The organism is Kribbella sp. NPDC043289, assembly GCF_056436705.1.
The window spans coordinates 1082777-1103328 of sequence record NZ_JBWKCB010000003.1; the positions used below are offsets into that span (position 1 = coordinate 1082777).

The window sequence follows — 20552 nt, forward strand, 5'->3', positions numbered from 1 at the left end:
GGCCCCTCAAAGTGCGGGATGCCTGCTGAAATTCTGGCTACGCACCCCACCGTTTGAGGGGCCGGCCCCTCAAACGCCTGCGCCGGGCTTGGACGGGCAGGCGCGCGGCGTGCCCGGCGGGTGTCAGCTCTTGGTCGGTGCGTGGACGTCCAGGTGTTCCTGCAGTTTGTCCGCGAAACCGATCGCGACGTCCAGTTGCTCCCGAAGGGCAACGATCCGGTTGGCCGCTGCCTCGTGGTACATCGTCAGGCGGTCGAGGAGGGCGGCTCGGGACTCCGGAGCGGTGTCCGTGGACAGCTTGTCCAGGAGGTCCAGGACGTCCGCCATTTCCTCGAGGGTGAAGCCCAGCGGCTTCATCCGCCTGATGAGGAGCAGTCGCTCGACGTCGGACTCGGAGTACAGGCGGAAGCCGCCCTTGCTGCGGGCCGACGGCGGGACCAGGCCGACCTCTTCGTAGTGGCGGATCGTGCGCAGGCTGAGCTTGACGCGGTCGGCGACCTCGCCGATCTGCATGTGCTCGCCCATCGTGTGCGCTCTCCTGACGCCTTCGTCCGCCGCCGGCACGGCTCGTGGTCCGGGAAGGATAACGCTCCGGCGTCGTCCGGCCGGCAGGACGAGTTCAACTCTACTCTTACGTTCGGGTAGGGTTGCGGCGTTCTGGTGCTCCTCGCCCGCCTCGCTCCTTCCTCGACCTGGAGTTCGCATGACGTCGCTGACGCCTGAGTCAGCCATGCCCGAAAATCCCGACATCACCTCGGTCCGTGCGGCGTTGCGGTCGCCCGGGCGGCTGCGGACCGAAGTACTCGGCGGCCTCGTCGTCGGGCTCGCGCTGATTCCGGAGGCGATCAGCTTCTCGATCATCGCGGGCGTTGATCCGCGCGTCGGCCTGTTCGCCTCGTTCACGATGGCGGTGTCGATCGCGTTCCTCGGCGGTCGGCCGGCGATGATCTCGGCGGCGACCGGCGCGGTCGCGCTGGTGATCGCACCGGTGATGCGTGATCACGGCTTCGACTACTTCGTCGCAACCGTACTGCTGGCCGGCGTACTCCAGATCGGGCTCGGTCTGCTCGGCGTTGCGCGGCTGATGCGGTTCATCCCGCGGTCGGTGATGGTCGGCTTCGTCAACGCGCTGGCGATCCTGATCTTCCTCGCGCAGCTCCCGCACCTGGTCCACGTGCCGTGGCTGGTGTACCCGCTCGTCGCGGTCGGTGTCGCGATCATCGTGTTGCTCCCGCGCTTCACCAGGGCGGTGCCCGCGCCGCTCGTCGCGATCCTCGCTGTCACGGCGATCGTCGTACTGACGTCGACCTCCGTGCCGACCGTCGGCGACGAGGGCAAGCTCCCCGACAGTCTGCCGTCGCTGTTCTGGCCGAACGTCCCGCTCAATCTCGAGACGCTGCGCATCATCGCGCCGTACGCCGTGGGCATGGCGCTCGTCGGACTGCTCGAGTCCCTGATGACCGCGAAACTCGTCGACGACGTCACCGACACACACTCGGACAAGACCCGTGAGGCCTGGGGCCAGGGCGCCGCGAACGTGATCACCGGCCTCTTCGGCGGTATGGGCGGGTGCGCCATGATCGGCCAGACGATGATCAACGTGAAGGGCTCCGGTTCACGGACGCGGATCTCGACGTTCCTGGCCGGCGTGTTCCTGCTGATCCTGGTGGTCGGGCTCGGCGATCTGGTCGGCGACATCCCGATGGCGGCGCTGGTCGCGGTGATGGTGATGGTCTCGGTCGGTACGTTCGACTGGCACAGCATCCGCCCGAAGACGCTCCGCCGGATGCCGCGCAGCGAGACCCTGGTGATGCTCGCGACCGTCGTGGTCGTCGTCATCACCCACAATCTGGCGATCGGCGTCGTCGTCGGCGTGGTCGTCGCGATGGTGCTGTTCGCCCGCCGGGTCGCACACTTCACCACAGTCACCGGCGTACAGGACGGTGATCGCAAGGTCTACACCGTGACCGGCGAGCTGTTCTTTGCCTCCAGCAACGACCTGGTGTACCAGTTCGACTACCGCAACGACCCGTCCACGGTCGTCCTCGACCTCAGCGACTCCCACATCTGGGATGCCTCAACGGTCGCCACCCTCGACGCGATCACCACCAAGTACGCCCGCTACGGCAAAACCGTCGAGATCACCGGCCTGAACCCTGCCAGCGCCGAACGCCACACCCGCCTGGCCGGCACCCTCAGCACCACCTGAGGAGCCTGCCGCGCTCGTCCAGGTCGGGGTCAGCCGCGGCGGCCGGAGCGGGCTGCGAAATCGTCGAGCGCTGCGATCACATCGCGCGCGATCCAGGCGCGATTCCGCTTTCCGGTGGAGATCTGTCTGAGGACTCCGGTCGCGACGAGCTGGTCGACGGCACGCTGGGCGGCCGGCTGGGAGACCCCTAGGTGCTGCTGGACGTGTTTGACGGTGATGGCCGGCTGACTGAGCAAGTGCGGCAGGAGTCTTCGGGCGGCTGAGCCTTTCCGGGACCGGACCACGTCCTCCCAGACGGCGAAGGTTGCGGTGAGGTCGTCGACCAGTTGCCGACCGCTGCTGACGGCGGCGAACGAGGCGCGGGTGAACTGCCTGACGATCGGTGTGGGGTCGCCTTCGCGGTACGAGCCGAGCGCGTCGAAGTACTCCTCGGTGAAGATCAGCAGACCGGCCGAGACCGGGACCGTGAGACGCCTGGTCACGCCGGACCGGCGCAGCATCGCGTGCACCAGAGTCCGGCCGGTCCGTCCGTTCCCGTCGTTGAACGGGTGAATCGTCTCGAACTGGGCGTGCGCGATAGAGACCTGGGGGAGCACCGGGACATCCGTACGCCGGCAGAAGGAGACGAGATCGTCCAGCAACGCCGGGACCCGTTCGTGCCGGGGTGGGACGAACGTCGCGGTGTGCGGGGTCGGGCCGCCCCCGATCCAGACCTGGCCGTCCCGAGTTCGTCCGGGAAGCGCGTAGGCCTGATCGTGCATCAGCGCGCGGTGAGCGGCGAGGATCGAATCGGTGCTGAGGTCGTCGGCCAGGTCGATCGCCTTCTGCATCGCCTCGACGTTGGCGGCGACCATCCGGGCATTCTGGCCGGCGGACTCGTTCAGGGTCGCGATCGCCAGTGCCTTCGCGCCCGCGGTGACACCTTCGATCTGGGACGAGGAGGCCGACTCGGTGCGGAGCAGGACGACGGCGAGCGGTGCGAGCTCGCCATCTGCTTGCGGGAGAGCGGCGGACAGTTCGGCATCGAAGCGCGAGATCTCGACGAGGGCGTCCTCTGCCTCGGCCGCGACGTCGGGCGGTACGGCGAAGTCCAGGCCCGAGATCGCCGGTGGGATCGACGCCAGGTAGAAGCCCCGGGTGGCGGCGCGTTCGCGACGGGACATCGGCCCGTCGGTGCCCTCCCACGCGCAACGCTCCCAGCCGACTGCCAGCGGGGTCCTTCCGGGTTGGTTCACCTCGACCACTATATAACTTTAGCTGAACAAAGTTATATAAGGCGCTCAGTCGGACTGTTGGGGTGGGAGGAATTCGACGCGGACGCCGAGGAGGCGGATGGGGCGGGTGAGGGTGAATTTGTCGAGGAGGGCCAGGGCCGTGGTGGCGATGACTTCGGGGTCCTGGGTGGGGGACTTGAGTTTGCGGCTCTTGATGGGGGTGTAGAAGCTGATGAACCGGACCTTGACCGCGATGCGTTGAATGGTGCGGCCTTCGGCGACCACTTCCTCGGTGACCTCGACGGCGATGCGGCGGAGTTCGCGTTCGACGGCGGCGCGGTCGGCGAGGTCCTCGGGGAAGGTTTCCTCGTGGCTGCGGGAGACCGGCTCCCGCGGTACGTCGGTCACCTGCGTGTCGCCGAGGCCGCGGCCCAGGGCGGCGTACCAGGCGCCCATCTTCGGGCCGAAGCGTTTCTTCAGACCGTCGACGTCGGCGGTGGCGAGGTCGGCGACCGTGGTGAGGCCGAGTTCGTTGAGGTTGCGTTCCATCCGGCTGCCGATGCCCCACAGGTCGCGGACCGGGCGATGGTTCATCACGGTGCGCCAGTTGGCCGCGGTCAGGCGGTAGACGCCGTCGACGCTGCCGGACCCGTCGGCGCTCTCAAAAGGGACGGCGTGCGAGCGTTGGTGTTTCGCGAAGCCGGTCGCCAGCTTCGCGCGGGTCTTGTTGTCGCCGATGCCGACCGAGCACGTGAGCCCGGTGCGCTCCGCCACCGCGGCCCGCAGCTCAGCCGCCAGCGCTTCCGGATCGTCGGTCTCGGCGCCGACGAAGCACTCGTCCCAGCCCCAGACCTCGACCACCACCGGGAACGTCCGCAGCGTGTCCATCACCTCGGTCGACGCGGCCTCGTACGCCGCCGGGTCCGAGGGAAGGAAGACGGCGTCCGGACACTTCTTGTACGCCGCCCGCACCGGCATCCCCGAGTGCACGCCGTACTCCCGTGCCTCGTACGACGCGGTGGCGACCACCTGCCGTGGTTGGGTCGGGTCGCCCGACCCACCCACCACGACAGGCAGCCCGCGAAGCTCAGGCCGACGCCGGATCTCGACGGCCGCGATGAACTGATCCATGTCCACGTGCAGGACCCACCAGCTCATACGTCACAGGTAACCACATCAGCTGGACGCACTGGAGTACGTCAGCAGCCCGCGCCGCCACAACAACCGGACGAGCAACGTCGCCACCACCGCGAGCCCGATCCCGAGCGCGACGGTTCCCCAGCCGAGGTCACCGGCCATCGCGCGCACCGGGTACGTCGTCGCGAACGCCACTGGGAACGCGAACGTCAGGAACGTCCGCACCGCGACCGGGAAGAACACCAGCGGATACCGCCCGGCCTCGGCCAGGCTGAGGAACACCACCCCGATCGGCCCGACCGACTGCAGCCAGAACGCCAGAAACGACATCGCCGACCACACCGCGGTGAGCAGCACCAGCCCACATCCGACGAGTACGACGGCCTGCAGCACCTGCCCGGCACTCGGCCGGATCCCCGACTGCACCAGCCCGATCACGAGCACGACGATGCCGCTGGCAACGTTCGTCAGCTCGGCGACGTTGATCCACCGCAGCGTCAGGTAGAACTGGCTCGACACCGGCCGCAGCAGTACACCGTCGAGCTCACCTTCGGTCAGGTACGTCGTCATGCGGTTCAAGTTCGGCGCGACGAAGGTCGCGAGCAGCCCGGTGACGATCTGGAACACCCCGACCAGCGCGATCACCTCCGCCCGGGACCACCCGTGCACCTCGGACGTGAACCCGAACAGCAGCAACGTCGGCACGATCCCCAGCCCGAGCTGGACCAGCCCGACGAGCAACGTGGTCAGGAAATGCGCCCGGTAGTGCGTCTCACGGACCACGGCCTGCCCGAGAAACCGCCGCCACAACCGCACATGCCGCCACTGCTTGTGCGCCCAGCTACGGTCGAGCGGCTGCCGCTCCTCGGTGTGCATGCTCATGCGCCCACCGCCGAGTACGCGCGGATCCCCGCGGCCCAGACGAGCCGGGCGAGCACCCCGAGTACGACGACGTACCCGAACTGGATCGCCAGGCCGGATGCCAGTTCGCTGCCGGTGAGTTGACCCGCGACGATCTCGACCGGGAACGACACCGTGTACCGGAACGGCTGGTGGTCGACGAACCCGCGCGACCAGTCCGGCATCAGCGCCAGCGGTACGACGGCCCCGGACAGGACGCTCGCGATGATCACCCGGGCCTGTACGAGCGCGCTCACGTCGTCCATCCAGAACGCCAGCGCGGCGATCAGGATGTCGATCGTGAACACCAGCACCGCCCCGAGCAGGATGCTGATCGCGAACAGAACCCAACGACCGGGGCCGGCCGGGATGTTCATCGAGTCGCGGAAGATCCACCAGACGATGCCGATCATCGGCACCAGCGCGAACAGCTTCAGGAACTTCTCCGACAGGTTGTTCGCGACGAACCCGACCAGCAGCGACGCCGGCCGCACCATCCAGCTGGACAGCTTCCCGAGCCGGATGTCGTTCGCGAGGAACCCGGCCATCCACGACGACGTCGCCATCGTGACGAACCCGAGCAGCACGAAGTACGTCGTCACGTACCGCTCGTCGACCGGCAACTGGGCCCCGTTCGCGAGGGCCGTCCGCCAGATCAGCAGCGAGATGATCGGCACGCAGATGTTCGCGAGCATGAAGATCACCCACGCCCCGCGGTACACCGACTGCTGCGCGATCTCGCCCGCCGTCATCCGCCGTACGACGCGGAGGTTTCGTACGACGGTGCTCCTCACAGCGAGCTCCGGCGCTGGAACAGCTCCCGCATGATGTCCTCGACGTCGGCGTCCGCGACATCCAGGTCGACCAGCGGACCGAGCCGCGTCAGCTGCTCCATCACCGCACCGGCCCGCTCCCGGTCGGCCTCGAGCTTCACCGTCTGCCCGGACACGTCGACCGCCGTGACCCCGTCGAACCCGGCGAGCGGCGCACCGTCGACCGGCGTCGCGTACGTCGCTCGCACGAGCTTGCGTGGTCGCGCGGTCCGGACCAGCTCGTCGAGTGCGCCGTCGAACTGCAGTCGCCCGTGGTCGATGATCATCACCCGCGAGCAGAGCGCCTCGATGTCGTCCATGTCGTGGCTGGTGATCAGGACCGTCGTACCGCGGAGCCGGTTCAGCTCCGCCAGGAAGGACCGGACCCGCGCCTTCGCGACGACGTCCAGGCCGATCGTCGGCTCGTCCAGGAACAGGATCTCCGGGCCGTGCACGAGCGCGGCCATCAGCTCGAGCTTCATCCGCTCACCGAGCGAGGTCTTGCGGACCTGGACGTTCAGCAGGTGCTCGACGTCGAGCAGCTCCGCGAGTTCGGCGACGTTGCGGTCGAACTCCGCGGTGGACAGGCCGTACATGTCCTTGTGCAGCAGGAGGCTCTCCATCGCCGGGACGTCCCACCACAGCATCGTCTTCTGGCCCATCACGAGCGCGATCCGGCGCAGGTAGTCGTGCTTGCGGTCGGACGGCGTGTGGCCGAGCACCTCGAGGTCGCCGGAGGTGGTGTACAGCAGGCCGGACAGCATCTTCAGCGTGGTCGTCTTGCCGGCGCCGTTCGGGCCGAGCAGGCCGACGACCTCACCCCGGCCGATCTCGAAGCCGATCCGGTCGACGGCGAGCCGGGTCTCGTACTTGCGTCTGACCAGGCTCTTCAGCGCCCCGCCGAGCCCGGCCTGCTGCTTGTGAAAGGTGTAGGTCTTGGTCAGATCATGCGCCGCGATAACAGGCGGAAGGTCGTGAACAGGCGTCACGGAAGCAACACCGCTTTCGAAAGAGTCGGTTGACTGTCGGACCGGGCAGCGCGACCGCGCAACGCGCAGAGCGCAGGACGACCACCGAATCAGCCGATCTCTCGGCGGGGTGTCGACATCGCTCCCTGTGGGTCCTTTCGAGTGCGGCTGCCACCGCCACGGTAAGCCGACCGGGAAAGCGTCGTCCAGCGAGTTTCAGAGGGACTTGCGCATCTGCTGGGAGGTCACGGCGTAGTCGAGCGAGTCGTACAGCGCGATCGCCGGACCGTTGTCGCCGAAGACGTTCAGGTCCAGTTGGGTGTAGCCCAGGCGGCGGCACTCGTCCTCCGCGGCCAGCATGATCGCGCGTCCGTACCCCTTGCCGCGCTGCCGGCTGTCCACCTCGATGCCGTAGATGAACGGCACCCGCGACCGGGTGCTGATCCACAGGCTGCCGACCGGTTCGTCGCCCGCCCAGGCGATCCAGATCAGCTGCTGGTCGGTGGCCGGCCCTTCCGGGAGCAGCTTCTCGGTCTCCTCGTACGCCAACGCCAGCGCTTCGTCGGCGCTCAGTCCACGGGCCGGGCCGATCCCGGCCGCGAACGACGCCGCGGCGCGCTCCATCCAGCTCGGGTAGTCGGCATCGGTAATCGGGCGCAGCTGCACCGAGGGCGTCGTCACGCTCCTGACCCTAGACCTCGCACACCCGCGACACAGCAACCTCCGCACTGCGTTGCAGCAACTGACATATCGTGCGCGGGTGGCGGACTTGACGTTGGAGATGGCGCAGAAGCTCTTGGCGACGCAGCCGTTCAGCGTGTTGCTGGGCGCGCGGGTGACGGCGTTCGGCGACGGGGGCGCGACGCTGGAGCTCGACATCCGGCCGGATCTCCTGCAGCAGAACGGGTTCCTGCACGGCGGCGTCCTCGGTTATGCCGCCGACAACGCCCTCACGTTCGCGGGCGGTACGGCGCTCGGCCCGGAGGTGCTGACCGGTGGGTTCACGATCAGCTACCTCCGCCCGGCCCGGGGCACGCTGCTCCGGGCCGAGGCGAAGGTGGTGCACGCGGGCCGCCGGCAGGCGACGTGCACGTGTGAGCTCCGCACGGTGGCCGACGACGCCGAGACGCTGTGCGCCGTCGCTCAGGGCACCGTGATCGCCGTACAGCGGTAGCTCAGTCGAAGAGATCCTCCAGGAAGGATTTCTTCTTCTTCCGCGGGTGCTGCTGGTTCGAGTACTGCTGGTTGCTGTACCGGCGGTCGTCGTCGCGACGCTCGTCGTACCGCCGGTCGTCGTGGTGCTTCTCCTCGCGGCGCGGTGGCCCGTTGAACCGAGCCTCCGCGTCCACCAGTCGCTCGAGTTCACCGCGGTCGAGGAAGATGCCGCGGCAGTCACCGCACTGGTCGACGGTGATGCCGCTGCGTTCGTACGTCCGCATCGGCCCATGACACTTGGGACACGTCAGGCTTTCCATCCGGAAACGGTAAGTGACGAAATCCCCGTCATCGCGGGCTTTCAGCCAACTCTCAGGAACTTCCTACTTGAAGCTGGACAGGAACGTCTTCAGGATCGGGCCGGCCGTGTGCGAACCGGACTCGCCACCCTCCACGATGACCGCGAACGCGACATCGCCGCGGTAGCCGGCCATCCAGGCGTTCGTGGTGACCTTGCCGTTCACGACGACCTCCGCGGTACCGGTCTTCGCGGCGACCGCGCCGTTCCCGGCCAGCACCTTCGCGGTACCACCGGTGACCGTCGTCCGCATGAACGTCCGCAGCGCCGCGACAGTTGCCGCGGGCAACGGTGAGGCGGCCGCGCCGGCCGCGTCCTTGCCCGGCACCAGCACCGGCTTCATCGCGGTCCCGTGGTCGACCGTGGCGGCGACCAGCGAGATCGCCAGCGGGCTGGCGGTGACCGTGCCCTGGCCGATCATCGAGGCCGCTTCCTCGACGTCGTCCTTCGGCGCCGGGACCTGACCGCCGTACGCCGAGAGCGACAGGTTCAGGTCGCGCCCGATGCCGAACATCGCCGCGGCCTTGGTCATCCCGTCCTTCGGCAGCCGCGCGTGCTGCGAGATGAACGCGGTGTTGCAGGACTCGTTGAACGCCTTCTGCATCGTGCCCGCGCCGTACGCCGCGAGCGCGTCGTAGTTCTTGAAGGTCTTACCGAACACGTTGATGGTGTCCGTGCACGGGAGCGGGGTCGCCGCGGTCTCACCGTTGCCGAGCAGCGCCGCCGAGGTGACGATCTTGAACGTCGAGCCCGGTGCATAGCGACCCTGGAAGGCGCGGTTGTAGCTCGCCACCTGCGGGCCGTTCGCGGCCGCCAGGATCTGGCCGGTGGACGCCTGCACCGCGACCAGCGACGCCGGCAGTTTGCTGGTCGCCAGCGCGGCCTCGGCGGTCTTCTGCATGTTCGTGTCCAGCGTGGTCTTCACCGGCTTGCCGGCGGTGCCCTGCTGGCTGAAGACGGTCTTGATCGTCAGCTTCGTCTTGCCGTCCCGCAGCGTGACCGTGCCGCCCGGCGTACCGGCGAGCTGCTGCTGGAACGCGTACTGCAGGCCCGTCGTGCCGACCTGGTCCTGGGTGGACGCGGTCGGGCCGGCGTTCTTCAGCGTGTCCGCGGTCGCGGTCTTCATGGTGCCGATGAGCGACCGGGCGAACGTCGCGTTCGGCGGCAGCGACTGGGTGCCGCCCATGGTGAGCACACCCGGCAGCTTACTCATCGTCGGCCGGAGCGCCTCCCACTCCTCGGCCCGGATCGTGATCGCGTCCACGAACTGGCCGGCCGGCGCCGCCTTCGCCCGCGCGGCGAGCTTCGTGCCGTCCACATCGAGGTACTTCGTGAACGCCGCGTACGTCGCCGCGGTGGCCTTGGTCCCCGCCGCGACGCCGACGATCACGACCTGCCGGTTCGCGGTCAGGGCGACCCCGTTGCGGTCCAGGATCGAGGCGCGGGCCGGCAGCGCGCGGACCCGCTTCAGGTAGTTGTTGTCGCCGAGGCCGGGGTAGATCGTGTCGCCCGCGGCCTTCACCTTCCAGGCGTCGCCGGTCTTCACCGCGGTCGCCGTACTGGTCCACTTCATCGTGCCGATGCCGCGCAGTTGCGCCTCGACGGCGAGCTCCTGCGTGCAGTTGTTCCCGTCGCTGCACTTCGGGTCACCCTGCGGAGCCACCGTCACGGTGCTCGCGACGAGCGCGCTGTCGACGTCGTCGAGCCGCTTGGCGAACACTGTCGGGTTGTCGGTGAGCGCCCCGGCCGCGTCCGGCTTCCCCTCTGGCGCCCAGGCCTTCACCCAGGCGTCGGCGAACTGCTTGATCACCGCACCCGACGCCTGCTGCTCGTCGCTCCCGGACTTGCCGCCGCCGGATTTGCTGTCCGAACACCCGGCAGTGATCAGCAGACTACTCAGACAGACGATCGCAGTGGTTCGCTTCACTTTCCCAACTCTCGCACGACGACGGATGGACACCGGGGCACAGTCTTCGGCGTGTGGCCGGTTCGCCACGAGGGCGAAACTACTCAATCCACCCAAGTACGACGCCCCTGACCGCTCAGGAGTTGGCGGCAGAGGCGGTGCGAATCGGGGGCGAGAGGCTGCGTGAATCGGCGGCGAAGAGGTCCACCGAGATTTTGGAACCGCGTTCCACGGGTGCCGCGCGCGGCGTATCCTGCACCTTTGTGACCCGCCTTGCGCTGCACAGCCGCCTGATTCCCGGTACCGAAGAGGCCTACGAGATCGAGCACGCCCGCGTCTGGCCGGAGCTGATCACCGCGATGCACGCCGCGGGGATCAGTGACTGGTCGATCTGGCGCAGCGGCCGCGACCTCTTCCACCTGGTCGTGTCCGACGACTTCGAGGCGGCGGTCGCGTACCTCCGCAACGATCCGACCGACCAGCGCTGGCAGCAACACATGAGCCAGTTCGTCGAGGGCTTCGCGCAGAACCCCGAGGGCGTCGCCGGCCAGTCGCTGCGGCACGTCTGGACGATGAGCGAACAAGCCGACTAGCGGAAGGTCCCGCGCGACGGAGTCCTTCCGGCGTTGTCGCGGGCCGTTCGCGGGCCGACCGTGGTGGATGGGAGGTCACCATGGTCGGAGACGTGCAGCACTTCCGGCTCCCGACGGCGTTGCCGCGACTGGCGAGATGCGCGGCGCGGACCGGCGTACAGCTGGCCCAGGGACGGGTCCGGCAGCCTCGGGAGCGGGTCGGGGTGTGGGTGCGGTTCGCGGACGGCTCGAGCTCGTGGGTCTACCGGGAGACGGTGCTGACCGGGGCTGAGCCGCTGGATCCGTGCGTGTTGATCGTCGGGTTCAGCCTCCGGTTCGTCCGCGGGCAGGGGCATCGGTGGTTCCGGGCCGAGAGCCTGCTGAACACCCCGTTGTTCGTCGGCTTCCCGGGGTTCGTGTCGAAGCTGTGGTTCGCCGCCGACGAGTTCGGCATGTACCGGGGCTGTTATGACTGGGACGGGCCGGCTCAGGCCGAGGCCTACGTGCGCGCCTTGTGGTGGCCGCTCGCGCTCGTCTGCGACACCGCGACGATCCGGTACCAGGCGCTGCCCGGGCTGCGGCGTGACGACGTACTCGCTGATCCGAGCCTTGCCCTGGCAGCGACCGGGCCGGGGCTGTGGTGGCGGCCGGCGCAGGCCTGGTGAGGGCGCTAGCCGACCATCTCCCAGAGCAGCAGTTCCGCTCCCGCCGGGCCCGCGGTGATGCGTTCACCGTCCGAGCCGGTGAGGCGTACGGCGTCCGCCGTACCGAGCTCGCCCGCGCCCTCGAACTGTGCCGTGCCGCTCGCGACGAACAGATGCAGGTACGGCGCCTGTGGCAGCTCGACCGATCCGCCGGGGGCGAGTCGCGCCACCGACAGACCGGCGGACGGCTGGTTGATGCGAATCGCGGTGGACGTCGCGTGCTTGGCGAGCCCGGAGGCGACCGGGATCAGCTCGCCGGTGGTCAGGTCGAGTTCGGCCTGCTCGTACGACGGCGGCAGGTCGAAGCGGTCCGGGCGGACCCACATCTGGATGTAGTGGACGGGCTCGGTGCCGTCGTTCCACTCCGAGTGCTGGATCCCGGAGCCGGCGCTCATCCGCTGCGCGAGTCCGGGGTGGATCGCACCGCTGTTCCCCTGCGAGTCGCGGTGCGCCAGGGCGCCCCGCAGTACCCAGGTGACGATCTCCAGGTCCTGGTGCGGATGCGTCCCGAACCCGCTCCCCGGCGCCACCGTCTCGTCGTTGTGCGCCATCAGGAACCCGAACCCGACATTCGCCGGATCGTAAAACTCCCCAAACGAAAACGAGTGCCGAGAGTCCAACCACTCACTCGCAGTCCGGAACCGGTCCTCCGCGCGCCGAATCTCCACGACGACTAGTAATACCCCTTCTGCCCGTCGAGCAGCTCCCGCATGGTGTCGAGATGCCCGAGGTGCCGGCCGACCTCCTCGACCATGTGGATGACGATCCACCGCAGCGTCGGCTGGAACTCCGCGTCCTTCGCCACATCGTCCAGGGAGTGCGCCGCGGTGATCTCGTTCGACTCCGCCCACTGCGCGTCGAACTCGTCCAGCAGCTGAGCCAGCGGTACGCCGTCCTCCACCAGCCAGTCGGCGCTCTTCGGCTCCTTCCGGAACTGCGGGTTGGCTGCCTCCGGCTCACCCAGGAAGATCACGTTGAACCAGCAGTGCTCGGTCCAGCGCAGGTGCGACACCAGCCCGACCGGCGTCATCAACGGCGACGTCGGAAACACCGCCCGGCGTTCGTCGGCCTCCGCCAGCCCTTCCAGCTTCCGCCGTACCAGCGCGCGCTGCAGGTCCAGCCAGCCCACCAACTGCGTCCGCTCGTCCGCCACCAACGGCGGCCGCTGCTCATAGCTCATGCCAGGACCGTACCGGTCACAAAGAAGGACTGCGCCGCTCGGTGGGCGGCGCAGTCCGGTATTGGGTTGGACGCTTGGTCAGCCGGTTGGGTTCCCGTTGTCGGAGCCGAGTGTGGCGGTGATGGTCTGGGCCTTGCCACTGCGGGTGAGCGTGAGCTTCACCTGGTCGCCCGGGCGGTGCGAACGGACAGCGGCGACCAGCGCGTCCCCTGACGAGATCGCCTTGCCGTCCACAGCGGTCACCACATCACCTGACTGGAGACCGGCTTTGTCCGCCGCACCGCCGGACGTGACCTCGCCGAGGCGTGCTCCGTTCGTGAGCCCGTCGGAGGACTGCGCGTCGCCGACCGTCACACCGAGCCGCGCATGCGTGGCCTTGCCCTTGGCCACCAGTTCGTCGACGATCGGCTTGGCCTGGTCGATCGGAATCGCGAAGCCCAGGCCGATGTTGCCGCCTTCGGATTGTCCCGATCCGCCGGCGGTCTTGATCGCGCTGTTGATACCGACCACCTGGCCGGCGAGGTCGATCAGGGCGCCGCCGGAGTTCCCCGGATTGATCGCGGCGTCCGTCTGGATTGCTGGAAAGACTGTCGTACTGTCCTGCTGCGAGTCGCCCGAGGTCACCGGCCGGTTCAGGGCCGAGACGATACCGCTGGTCACGGTCGCCTCCAGGCCGAACGGCGAGCCGATCGCGACCACGCCCTGGCCGACCGCCAGCTTGCCGCTCTGCCCCAGCGTGGCCGGCGTCAGATCGGTCGCGTCGGCGTGGATGACGGCGAGGTCGGTGAGCGGGTCGGTGCCCTTGACCGTGGCTGATACCGTCCGGCCGTCGTTCAGCACCACGCTCAGCTTCGCGCCCTGCCCGGCGCCCGAGACCACGTGGTTGTTGGTGACGATCAGGCCGTCCTTGCTGATCACGATGCCGGACCCGGTCGCCTCACCCTGCTGGGTCGCGACCGCGATCTTCACCACGCTCGGCAGCACCTTCGCGGCGGCGCTCTGCACCGAGCCGTCCGGCGTCGACACCGGCGCCGCCTGGTTGCCGTTCAGCGGGGCGGTCACCGACGGGGTGTTCGCGGTGTGGTCGTTGGTGGCCGAGTAGACGGCCGCGCCCCCGACACCGCCCGCCGTACCGACCAGAAGCGCGGTCAGCGCCACCAGCGCCAGTCCGGCGCGCCGCTTCGGCTTCTCCTTGGTGGCCGTGGCCGCCGCGGGCTGCGGTCCGAAGGGCCAGTTCGGCTCCGGAGACGTCCCCTGATGCGTCCCCGGAGCCCCGAACTGCGGGTAGCCACCCCCACCTGCGGGGTACTGGCCCGGCCGCTGCCCTTGCGGCCCCAACTCCGGCCGTGGCTGCCCACCCTGCGGCGCGTACTGCTGTTGCTGATGCTGCCCGTACATCGGCAACTGCTGCGTCCGCTCCGGCCCCTGCGGTCCCTGTGGGTTCTGGCCGGGCTGGTTTGGCTGCTGCGGCTGGTTCTCGGTCATGGCAATTACTGTGTCGGCCGGACCTGAGAGGCCCCTGAAGATCCGCTCGGAGTGGCCGAAGAACTCTGTGAAGATCCCCTGAAGGATCTGTTGGGAACCTGTCAGCGACTCTGCGTCGCCGCGTGCGGCAGCCAGAGCGTGAACTGCGCCCCGGCTCCGGGCACGTTGCGCGCGTAGATCATCCCGCCGTGCTGCTCCGCCGCATGCTTCACGATCGCCAGGCCGAGGCCCGATCCGGGGCGGCTGCGCGCCTCGCTGGAGCGGTAGAACCGCTCGAACACGTGCGGCAGGTCGGCCTCGGCGATGCCCGGCCCGGAGTCGGTCACCGTCAGTACGCCGTCCTGCAGGCGCACCGTCACGTGCCCGACGGACTGCGCGTCGCTGTGCTGCTCCGAGTCCTCAGGAACGCTGTACTTCGCGGCGTTGTCCAGCAGGTTGGTCACGGCACGCCCCAGCAGCCGCTCGTCACCCCACACCGGGAACGGAGACAGCTCGACGTCCCACTCCAGCCCGGGCGCGCGTCGGCGTACCTTCAGCACTGCGTCTTCGACGACGTTGGAGAGCTCGATCAGCTCCGCGTTGCGCACCTGAGGTGTGTCGCGGGCCAGCTCGGTCAGGTCGCCGATCAGCGTCGTCAGCTCGTCCATCTGAGCGCGTACGTCGTCCAGTAGCTGCTGGCGATCCTCGGGACGGAGACCGCCGCGTTTGTCGGCCTGAGCGAGCAGATCCAGGTTCGTCCGCACGCTGGTGAGCGGAGTGCGCAGCTCGTGGCCGGCGTCACCGACAAGGCGGCGCTGGCGGTCGCGGGACTGCGCGAGCGCACCCAGCATCGCGTTGAACGCATTCGCCAGCCGGGAGATCTCGTCCGTCCCTGCCACTGGGATGGGTTTCAGGTCCTCCGTCCGTGCGACGTGCTCGGCCGCACCGGTCAGCCGCGCCAGCGGCCGTAGACCGGACCGGGCGACGGCATTGCCGGCGAGCGCGGCGCCGATGACACCGATCAGCCCGAACGCCCACAGCACGATGCCCAGGTTGTGCAGGGTCTGGTCGATCGACCCCAGCGACTGCGCGACCACGAGCGCACCGGGTTGCAGGAAGTTCGCGTCCTCCTGGCACTCGTTGCTGTACCCGGCCGGACAGTAGCGGGCCGCGACCGCGACAACGCGGTAGTGCGGACCGTTCCGGACGCCCACAGTGCGCAGGCTCGCCTGGTTGCCCTGGTCGCGGGCGATCTGCAGCTCGTCGTCCCCCATGGGCGGCAGCGGGCTGTTCTGGGCGCCGTACTGGACGCCGTCGGCGCTCAGCACGCCGACCCGGATGTCACTCAGGCCGAGCGCGTCCGCGGAGGCACGGCGCAGGTTCTCCAGGTTGGTCAGGACGCCCTTCTGGGACGCCTGGCCGGCGCGCTGGATCAGGCTGTCGTCGAGGTTCTGGTACATCTGCTGACGCACCGTGATGTACGCCGCGACGCTCACGATCGCCACCGCGAGCCCGACCGCGACTGCCGCGAGCAGCGTCACGCGGGCATGCAGACTCAGCTTGTGGAGCGTCTCGTTCCACCAGTTCTGGGTCCGGGCCGCGGTCGCGGCCACACGACTTCCATTGCTACTGGCAACGGGCCGTTCGGGTTGCGGTTGCGCCTGCGGTTGCGACTCCCGATCGGCGTACGACGGGAAGTCGCCAGGGTGCTGCTGACTCACGGTGGGGTGTCTCTCAGTACGTATCCGATGCCGCGGACGGTGTGGATCAGCCGGGGCAGACCGTTCACCTCGGTCTTGCGGCGCAGGTATCCGATGTAGACCTCGAGCGAGTTCGCCGTGGTCGGGAAGTCGTAGCCCCAGACCGCGTCCAGGATGACGGCGCGCTCGAGCACGCGGCGCGGGTTGCGGATCAGCAGCTCCAGCAGCGAGAACTCGGTGCGGGTGAGCTGGATCGGCATGTCACCGCGGTGCACCTCGTGCGCGTCGACGTCGACCACGAGGTCGGCGTACTGCAGCACTTCGCCGCGCTGGCCGCCCTCGCCGGGCGTGGTGCTGCGGCGCAGCAGCGCGCGCAGCCGGGCCAGCAGCTCCTCGAGCGCGAACGGCTTGGTCAGGTAGTCGTCGCCGCCGGCGTCCAGGCCGTCAACCCGGTCCGCGACCGCGTCCCGCGCGGTGAGCACCAGGATCGGCACATTGTTGCCGGCGGCCCGCAAGGCCTTGGTGGTCTCGAGCCCGTCCAGCCGCGGCATCATCACGTCCATCACGACGACGTCCGGCTCGACGTTGCCGATCACCGCGAGCGCCTCGGCGCCGTCGGACGCGGTCACCACCTCGAAGTCGTTGAACTCCAGCGAACGGCGCAGCGAGTCCCGGACCGCCCGGTCGTCGTCCACCACCAGTACCCGCATCGTCTGCCCCGCTCCGCTCGAAGTTCCGCAACCGAGAGTAAGTCGCAACTGTGAGAATCGCCTGAGAACCCGCTGATCGCTCGCCCAATACCTCCTGTACACCTTAAGTTGCCAAGCGTGGACGTTCTGGAATTCACCCCCGAGCCCGCCGACTTCGCCTGGACCTTCGGAGGCGTCCCACCGGTTCGCCGGGTCAATCCCGGTACTGCGCTGCGCCTGTGGACCGAGGACGCGTTCGGCGGGAGCCTGCGCAGTACGTCGGACCTCGCGAGCGCCTCGCTGAACATGCCGTTCGTGAACCCGCAGACGGGCCCGTTCTACGTCGAGGGTGCCGAACCGGGCGACACGCTGGTGCTGCACCTCGTCGAGCTGACGCCCGCACGGAGCTGGGGCGCCTCGGCCACCATCCCGTTCTTCGGCGGGCTGACCAGCACCGACCGGACCGCCACGCTGCAGGACCCGCTACCGGAGCGGACCTGGATCTACGAGGTGGACAGTGCTCGGCAGACCGTCGGGTTCCAGGCGCAGGGCAGCGACCTGGAGGTGGCGCTGCCGCTGGAGCCGATGCTCGGCACGGTCGGAGTGGCACCGGCGGGTGGTGAGGTTCGCTCGGCGCTGGTGCCGGACACGTTCGGCGGCAACATGGACACGCCCGAGATGCGGGCCGGCACAACCTGCTACCTGAGGGTCAACGTCGAGGGTGCCCTGTTCTCCGTCGGTGACGGCCACTACCGCCAGGGTGAGGGCGAGTCCTGCGGTACGGCGGTCGAGGGCGCGATGAACGTCGTACTGATCGTCGACCTGCTGAAGACGCCCGGACCGGTCTGGCCGCGGTTGGAGAGTGACGACTACCTGGCCGTCGTCGCGTCGAGCCGGCCGCTCGAGGACGCCTGGCGGGCTGGTCAGGTCGACATGGTCAACTGGCTCGGCTCGCTCTACGGCCTGGACAAGCTGGACGCGTACCAGCTGCTCAGCCAGGTCAGCGAGGTCCCACTGGCCAACGTGGTCGACGCCAACTACAGCATGGTCACCAAGATCCCGAAGCGGCTGCTCCCGCAGGTGACGGCGTACGACGGCATCCACCGGCACCTGCGCTCGCTCAGCTGAACTGGGGTACGACGTCCTCTGCGAACCGCTGCATCGGTTCGTGGTCGTAGGCGACGCCGGGGATGTACGAGATCACGTAGTCGATGCCGGCCTCGGCGAGGCGTTCCACGTGCTCACTCAGCTGTTTCGTCGTGACCACCTCCGCCAGCACGTGCGACGTCCCGCCGGAGCCGCTCTCCAGGAACTCCTCCAGGCTGTACCGCCCGCGTGCCTTGGCCGTCGCGCTGACCGGGTCCGCGCCCGCCTCGACCGGGAAGACGTTCAGACTGGTCGACTTGGTGATCTCGTCGTAGTCGCGGCCGACCTCCTCGCAGTGCTGCCGCAGGATGGCGAGCTTGCGCTCGATGACGTCCACCCGCCCGGTCCCGAAGTTGCACGCGTCGCCGTACTTCGCCACGAGTCGCAGTGTCACCCGTTCACCGCCCCCACCGATCCAGAGCTTCGGTTTGCGCCGCGGGACGACGTACGGCTTGTCGACCGCGTGGTACTGGCCCTGGAACTCCACGTCGTCCTCTGTCCACAGGCGGTGGATGAGTTCGACGGCCTCGACAAAGGAACCCATCCGCTCCTTCTGGCTGGTCCAGGGGTACCCGTACGCCTTCCACTCGTGCTCCGACCAGCCTGCGCCGATACCGGCGTACATGCGGCCGTGGCTGGCGACATCGACCGTGGCGGCCATCTTGGCGAGCAGTGCGGGGTTGCGGTACCCGTTGCAGCCGACCAGCTGGCCCAGGTTCACCCGGGTAGTGTCGCGCGCCAGCGCGGCCGTCGTGGTCCACATCTCGAAGACGGTCTCGCGGACCGGCTCAGGCACGGTGTGGAAGTGATCGAACAGCCAGATCGAGTCCCACGGACCTGCGTCGGCTGCCTTGGCCACAGCGGTCATTGCCTCCCACTGCTCGACCGGGTCCGCCAGCTCGACCAGATCCATCCGCCAGCCCTGCGGAACGAACACACCGAACTTCATGCAGTCCTCCTGGAGATTGCGACCCCGGCGAGGCACAGTGCGCCACCGGCCAAGGCCAAAACGGTTGGAGCCTCACCAAGGAACAGCCACCCGAGCACGATGGCGACAGCCGGTACGGCGTACACGGTGACGCCCATCCGACCGGCGCTGGTACGGCGGAGCGCAAAGGCCCACGTGGTGAAGCCGAGAGCAGTGGGGAACGCTGCGAGGTACACGGCCCACCAGATGGTCGCTGCGTCGGCAGTGCGCAGCTCACTGACCAGAGTGGGCGCGAACGGCAGGCAGATGACCGCACCGATGGTGCAGGCGAGCCACGTGACTTCAGCGGCCGGTAGCCGACTCAGGAGTGGCTTCTGCGTCACCACACCCACGGCGTACGAGATCGCGGCGACGACGCAGAGGACGACGCCCCAGGTCTCGGCGTTGCCGTTGGAGGTCGACGTACCGATGACGACGATGCCGGCGAACGAGACCAGACCGCCGATCACCAGCTGTTTGGGAAAGCCCTCACCGAGACCGATGCCTGCGAGTACGGCGATCAGTAGTGGGGCGATGTGGACGAGCATGGCCGACGTACCGGCGTCGAGGCGGCGCTCGGCCTCGTTCAGGGCCAGGTTGTAGACGCCGAACCAGAGCACGCCACACGCGATCAGCGGCAGCCAGTCGCGGTGCGCGGGCCAACGGCGTACGGAAGGCTCTGGGCGCGGCCGGGTGAGTAGGAGCGCGCCGAGGAAGACGCTGCCCAGTCCCAGCCGGGCCAGGGCCAGCGAGCCCGCGGAGAACTCCGCGCCGGCGTGCCGGATGGCGACGAAGGACGACGCCCACAGGACGACCGTGACCGCGGCGGCGCCCGTCGCGAGACCGGTGCGGGACGGAGCTTCGACGAGTGAAGGCACGGTCACTACAGTAGAAACGGACGTTCGGTGATTCCATGGCAGTTCGGAGCCGAGGAGGCGGTCTTGCTTACCGAAACGAGAAGTCCCGTGCTGGATGAGCTCAATACCCGGATTCTGAACGAGCTGACGGCGGATCCCCGGCTGCGGACCACCGAACTCGCTCGCCGGCTCGGGGTGTCGACGCCGACGATCCGGGAGCGGGTCGCTCGGCTGGAGGAGTCCGGCGTGATCCGCGGGTACCGCCTCGACGTCGACCCGGCGGCGCTCGGCCGGCCGGTCGCGGCCTGGGTGCGACTGCGGCCCGGGCCGAATCAGATCCCGAAGATCATCGAACTGGCCGGACGGACCCCGGAGGTCGTCGAGTGCCACCGGATCTCCGGCGAGGACTGCTTCCTGATGCGCGTCCAGGTCCCCGAGATCGCCGCCCTCGAGGACGTCCTCGACAAGTTCCTGATCCACGGCCAGACAACAAGTTCCTTCATCGTGTCCACGCCCGTCCCGCCACGGAGCGTCCCGCTGTCCGTTGGGTGAACCCCAACCACCCTCAAGAGTGGTCTGCATCACTAGTCTGGTGGCGATTTCAGCGACACTCC

Annotated in this window: 22 protein-coding genes; 6 read left to right on the forward strand and 16 right to left on the reverse strand. The window is 68.6% G+C overall.

Features of this window, described 5'->3' with window-relative positions; all coding sequences use genetic code 11:
- Positions 1–123: 123 nt before the first annotated feature.
- Positions 124–525 carry a MerR family transcriptional regulator gene (locus tag AC0662_RS23655; protein ID WP_452196146.1) on the reverse strand — a complete coding sequence of 134 codons (402 nt, stop codon included), beginning with the start codon at positions 523–525 and terminating at the stop codon, positions 124–126.
- A 178-nt stretch (positions 526–703) separates the two neighbouring features.
- On the opposite strand from AC0662_RS23655, the gene AC0662_RS23660 reads away from it, so the two are divergent.
- On the forward strand, positions 704–2209 hold the full coding sequence (locus AC0662_RS23660; RefSeq protein WP_452196145.1) for a SulP family inorganic anion transporter: 1506 nt from the start codon (positions 704–706) through the stop codon (positions 2207–2209).
- 29 nt (positions 2210–2238) lie between these two features.
- On the opposite strand, the gene AC0662_RS23665 is transcribed toward AC0662_RS23660, so the two are convergent.
- The 6 genes from AC0662_RS23665 to AC0662_RS23690 form a co-directional block, all read right to left on the reverse strand.
- Positions 2239–3444, reverse strand: a complete 1206-nt coding sequence (locus AC0662_RS23665; RefSeq protein ID WP_452196144.1) for a Fic family protein — start codon at positions 3442–3444, stop codon at positions 2239–2241.
- A 45-nt stretch (positions 3445–3489) separates the two neighbouring features.
- Positions 3490–4581, reverse strand: coding sequence for a DNA polymerase IV (locus AC0662_RS23670; RefSeq protein ID WP_478303232.1), 1092 nt, complete (start codon positions 4579–4581; stop codon positions 3490–3492).
- Between the two features lie 18 nt (positions 4582–4599).
- Positions 4600–5442, reverse strand: a complete 843-nt coding sequence (locus AC0662_RS23675; RefSeq protein WP_478303234.1) for an ABC transporter permease — start codon at positions 5440–5442, stop codon at positions 4600–4602.
- Complete coding sequence (locus AC0662_RS23680; RefSeq protein ID WP_452196141.1) at positions 5439–6254, reverse strand: ABC transporter permease; 816 nt, start codon at positions 6252–6254, stop codon at positions 5439–5441. The genes AC0662_RS23675 and AC0662_RS23680 overlap by 4 nt, the downstream gene beginning before the upstream one ends.
- Positions 6251–7261 (reverse strand): ABC transporter ATP-binding protein, encoded by a 1011-nt coding sequence (locus AC0662_RS23685; RefSeq protein WP_452196140.1) that lies wholly within the window; start codon positions 7259–7261, stop codon positions 6251–6253. Before AC0662_RS23685 ends, AC0662_RS23680 begins: the two co-directional genes overlap by 4 nt.
- A gap of 195 nt (positions 7262–7456) precedes the next feature.
- Complete coding sequence (locus AC0662_RS23690; RefSeq protein WP_452196139.1) at positions 7457–7921, reverse strand: GNAT family N-acetyltransferase; 465 nt, start codon at positions 7919–7921, stop codon at positions 7457–7459.
- A 79-nt stretch (positions 7922–8000) separates the two neighbouring features.
- On the opposite strand from AC0662_RS23690, the gene AC0662_RS23695 reads away from it, so the two are divergent.
- Complete coding sequence (locus tag AC0662_RS23695; RefSeq protein ID WP_452196138.1) at positions 8001–8414, forward strand: PaaI family thioesterase; 414 nt, start codon at positions 8001–8003, stop codon at positions 8412–8414.
- Position 8415: 1 nt separating this feature from the next.
- On the opposite strand, the gene AC0662_RS23700 is transcribed toward AC0662_RS23695, so the two are convergent.
- The gene (locus AC0662_RS23700) at positions 8416–8715 is read right to left on the reverse strand and encodes a TFIIB-type zinc ribbon-containing protein (protein ID WP_452196137.1); all 300 of its coding nucleotides are present in this window, start codon (positions 8713–8715) and stop codon (positions 8416–8418) included.
- A gap of 63 nt (positions 8716–8778) precedes the next feature.
- On the reverse strand, positions 8779–10680 hold the full coding sequence (locus AC0662_RS23705; RefSeq protein WP_452196136.1) for a penicillin-binding transpeptidase domain-containing protein: 1902 nt from the start codon (positions 10678–10680) through the stop codon (positions 8779–8781).
- A gap of 242 nt (positions 10681–10922) precedes the next feature.
- On the opposite strand from AC0662_RS23705, the gene AC0662_RS23710 reads away from it, so the two are divergent.
- Both AC0662_RS23710 and AC0662_RS23715 read left to right on the forward strand, forming a co-directional pair.
- The gene (locus tag AC0662_RS23710) at positions 10923–11252 is read left to right on the forward strand and encodes an L-rhamnose mutarotase (RefSeq protein ID WP_452196135.1); all 330 of its coding nucleotides are present in this window, start codon (positions 10923–10925) and stop codon (positions 11250–11252) included.
- Positions 11253–11332: 80 nt separating this feature from the next.
- A complete protein-coding gene (locus AC0662_RS23715; protein WP_478303239.1) occupies positions 11333–11896 on the forward strand; it encodes a hypothetical protein in 564 nt (187 codons plus the stop codon).
- Positions 11897–11901: 5 nt separating this feature from the next.
- Here the strand turns inward: AC0662_RS23715 and AC0662_RS23720 are convergent, their stop codons facing one another.
- The 5 genes from AC0662_RS23720 to AC0662_RS23740 form a co-directional block, all read right to left on the reverse strand.
- Positions 11902–12603 carry a pirin family protein gene (locus tag AC0662_RS23720; RefSeq protein ID WP_478303241.1) on the reverse strand — a complete coding sequence of 234 codons (702 nt, stop codon included), beginning with the start codon at positions 12601–12603 and terminating at the stop codon, positions 11902–11904.
- A 5-nt stretch (positions 12604–12608) separates the two neighbouring features.
- Complete coding sequence (locus AC0662_RS23725) at positions 12609–13115, reverse strand: DinB family protein (protein WP_452196132.1); 507 nt, start codon at positions 13113–13115, stop codon at positions 12609–12611.
- A 78-nt stretch (positions 13116–13193) separates the two neighbouring features.
- The gene (locus AC0662_RS23730) at positions 13194–14600 is read right to left on the reverse strand and encodes a S1C family serine protease (RefSeq protein WP_478303243.1); all 1407 of its coding nucleotides are present in this window, start codon (positions 14598–14600) and stop codon (positions 13194–13196) included.
- Positions 14601–14701: 101 nt separating this feature from the next.
- On the reverse strand, positions 14702–16192 hold the full coding sequence (locus AC0662_RS23735; RefSeq protein ID WP_478303246.1) for a sensor histidine kinase: 1491 nt from the start codon (positions 16190–16192) through the stop codon (positions 14702–14704).
- Between the two features lie 104 nt (positions 16193–16296).
- Positions 16297–16989, reverse strand: a complete 693-nt coding sequence (locus tag AC0662_RS23740; protein ID WP_387769088.1) for a response regulator transcription factor — start codon at positions 16987–16989, stop codon at positions 16297–16299.
- Between the two features lie 117 nt (positions 16990–17106).
- Between AC0662_RS23740 and AC0662_RS23745 the strand changes: the two genes are divergently transcribed.
- Positions 17107–18096, forward strand: coding sequence for an acetamidase/formamidase family protein (locus AC0662_RS23745; RefSeq protein WP_478303248.1), 990 nt, complete (start codon positions 17107–17109; stop codon positions 18094–18096).
- On the opposite strand, the gene AC0662_RS23750 is transcribed toward AC0662_RS23745, so the two are convergent.
- Both AC0662_RS23750 and AC0662_RS23755 read right to left on the reverse strand, forming a co-directional pair.
- A complete protein-coding gene (locus AC0662_RS23750) occupies positions 18089–19063 on the reverse strand; it encodes a TIGR03560 family F420-dependent LLM class oxidoreductase (protein WP_478303250.1) in 975 nt (324 codons plus the stop codon). The genes AC0662_RS23745 and AC0662_RS23750 overlap by 8 nt on opposite strands.
- Positions 19060–19959, reverse strand: coding sequence for a DMT family transporter (locus tag AC0662_RS23755; RefSeq protein ID WP_452196127.1), 900 nt, complete (start codon positions 19957–19959; stop codon positions 19060–19062). The genes AC0662_RS23750 and AC0662_RS23755 overlap by 4 nt, the downstream gene beginning before the upstream one ends.
- An 87-nt stretch (positions 19960–20046) precedes the next feature.
- Here AC0662_RS23755 and AC0662_RS23760 point away from each other — a divergent pair, with 87 nt between their 5' ends.
- Positions 20047–20490: an Lrp/AsnC family transcriptional regulator gene (locus AC0662_RS23760; protein WP_478303253.1), complete on the forward strand. Its 444-nt coding sequence runs from the start codon at positions 20047–20049 to the stop codon at positions 20488–20490.
- Positions 20491–20552 lie beyond the last annotated feature (62 nt).

Bases quoted from the DNA above. Each gene is read 5' to 3' on its own strand.
- AC0662_RS23655 (WP_452196146.1), bottom strand. From the start codon at position 525: ATGGGCGAGCACATGCAGATCGGCGAGGTCGCCGACCGCGTCAAGCTC.
- AC0662_RS23660 (WP_452196145.1), top strand. From the start codon at position 704: ATGACGTCGCTGACGCCTGAGTCAGCCATGCCCGAAAATCCCGACATC.
- AC0662_RS23670 (WP_478303232.1), bottom strand. From the start codon at position 4,581: ATGAGCTGGTGGGTCCTGCACGTGGACATGGATCAGTTCATCGCGGCC.
- AC0662_RS23675 (WP_478303234.1), bottom strand. From the start codon at position 5,442: ATGAGCATGCACACCGAGGAGCGGCAGCCGCTCGACCGTAGCTGGGCG.
- AC0662_RS23700 (WP_452196137.1), bottom strand. From the start codon at position 8,715: ATGGAAAGCCTGACGTGTCCCAAGTGTCATGGGCCGATGCGGACGTAC.
- AC0662_RS23715 (WP_478303239.1), top strand. From the start codon at position 11,333: ATGGTCGGAGACGTGCAGCACTTCCGGCTCCCGACGGCGTTGCCGCGA.
- AC0662_RS23725 (WP_452196132.1), bottom strand. From the start codon at position 13,115: ATGAGCTATGAGCAGCGGCCGCCGTTGGTGGCGGACGAGCGGACGCAG.
- AC0662_RS23730 (WP_478303243.1), bottom strand. From the start codon at position 14,600: ATGACCGAGAACCAGCCGCAGCAGCCAAACCAGCCCGGCCAGAACCCA.
- AC0662_RS23740 (WP_387769088.1), bottom strand. From the start codon at position 16,989: ATGCGGGTACTGGTGGTGGACGACGACCGGGCGGTCCGGGACTCGCTG.
- AC0662_RS23750 (WP_478303250.1), bottom strand. From the start codon at position 19,063: ATGAAGTTCGGTGTGTTCGTTCCGCAGGGCTGGCGGATGGATCTGGTC.